At 51.0% G+C, this 1,166-nt stretch carries 1 protein-coding gene; it reads right to left on the bottom strand.

Annotated elements, in window-relative coordinates; genetic code table 11:
* Positions 1–8: 8 nt before the first annotated feature.
* The coding region (gene tuf, locus SPM24T3_RS24035) for an elongation factor Tu (RefSeq protein ID WP_009639441.1) at positions 9–1,166 on the bottom strand (1,158 nt) is incomplete at its 5' end.

Here is a 1,166-nt window from a genome sequence, read left to right as displayed (position 1 = left end):
ATCAGCGATTAAGCGATAACTTTAGCAACAACACCAGCACCAACGGTACGGCCGCCTTCACGGATTGCGAAACGCAGACCGTCATCCATCGCGATTGGGTGGATCAGGGTAACAACCATGTTCACGTTGTCACCAGGCATTACCATCTCAACGCCTTCTGGCAGTTCGATAGTACCGGTCACGTCAGTTGTACGGAAGTAGAACTGTGGACGGTAGCCTTTGAAGAACGGAGTATGACGGCCGCCTTCATCTTTGCTCAGGATATACACTTCTGAGTCAAATTTGGTGTGTGGTTTGATTGAACCTGGTTTAGCCAGAACCTGACCACGTTCGATGTCTTCACGCTTGATACCACGCAGCAGAACACCAACGTTCTCGCCTGCACGACCTTCGTCAAGCAGTTTACGGAACATTTCAACGCCAGTACAAGTTGACTTGACAGTGTCCTTGATACCCACGATTTCAACTTCTTCGCCAACTTTAACGATACCGCGCTCTACACGACCGGTTACAACTGTACCACGGCCGGAGATGGAGAATACGTCTTCGATTGGCAGCAGGAATGGCTTGTCAATTGCGCGCTCTGGTTCTGGGATGTAGGAATCCAGGTAGCCAGCCAGCTCAATGATTTTAGCTTCCCACTCAGCTTCGCCTTCCAGTGCTTTCAGCGCTGAACCACGAACAACTGGCAGGTCATCACCAGGGAAGTCATAAGCAGAAAGAAGTTCACGAACTTCCATTTCTACCAGTTCCAGCAGCTCTTCGTCATCAACCATGTCACATTTGTTCATGAATACGATGATGAAAGGAACGCCAACCTGACGACCCAGCAGGATGTGCTCACGAGTCTGTGGCATAGGGCCATCAGTCGCAGCAACAACCAGGATAGCGCCGTCCATCTGAGCAGCACCGGTGATCATGTTTTTAACGTAGTCGGCGTGCCCTGGGCAGTCAACGTGCGCGTAGTGACGTGCAGGGGTATCGTATTCAACGTGAGAAGTGTTGATGGTGATACCACGTGCTTTTTCTTCTGGTGCGTTATCGATCTGGTCGAATGCACGAGCAGAACCGCCGTAGGTTTTAGCCAGAACGGTGGTGATAGCAGCAGTCAGGGTAGTTTTACCGTGGTCAACGTGGCCGATAGTACCAACGTTGACGTGCGGTTT

This window comes from Serratia sp. M24T3 (assembly GCF_000257645.1).
Lineage (GTDB): Bacteria > Pseudomonadota > Gammaproteobacteria > Enterobacterales > Enterobacteriaceae > Rouxiella.
This window is presented reverse-complemented; position numbering and strand designations above follow the sequence as displayed.